Source organism: Catellatospora chokoriensis, from assembly GCF_011297315.1.
Classification (GTDB): Bacteria; Actinomycetota; Actinomycetes; order Mycobacteriales; family Micromonosporaceae; genus Catellatospora; species Catellatospora citrea.
Genome location: NZ_JAAOTI010000079.1, coordinates 1 through 587 on the forward strand (window position 1 = coordinate 1; position 587 = coordinate 587).

Genomic DNA, 587 nt, shown 5'->3' on the forward strand with positions numbered 1-587 from the left:
TGCTGGCCTGTCTGCAGGGTCGGCGGCTCGCAGCAGGCCGCCCCCCGCTGAGCCCGCGAGCCGCTCGCGATCTGCTGCGCAACCACGGATCGTTGCAGCAGGACGCCCCGGGCCGCCCCTCCACGCAACGCATCGGAAGCCGACCCGACCTGCGCGTGCTGACCGGGATCGAGGAAGGCGACGCGATCAAGTTGATCAAGGACGCCACCGACAAGGGCACCGAGAAGCCCAAGGACAAGGACGGCAAGGACACCGAGGAGAAGAAAGTCAAGGAAAGCAAGGACGACGGCAAGGACAACAAGGAGAAGGACGGCAAAGACTCCAAGGAGAAGGAGCACAAGGACACCGAGAAACACATCCCGGACATGGCGAAAGCCCCCGAGCTGGCCGGACACGGCGCGGCCAAGCAGATCGACGACCGCCTCGCCGGCCTGGAGCAGGCCGTCGCACGACTGGCCCACTTCATCGGACCCGAACTGAGACCCGACCTGTCCAGCAGCGCGCTGACCGAAGAGCCGGGCGGCACGAACGGCGCCCCCGGCGAACTACTGCGCCACCAGGCACAACAGGCCAAAGACACCAAGGAC

At 66.6% G+C, this 587-nt stretch carries 1 protein-coding gene; it reads left to right on the top strand.

The window, feature by feature from the left end; translation table 11 throughout:
• Window positions 1–587, top strand: a 587-nt coding sequence (locus HAV39_RS42425; RefSeq protein ID WP_425321560.1) for a hypothetical protein, incomplete at both ends; no start/stop codon positions are given.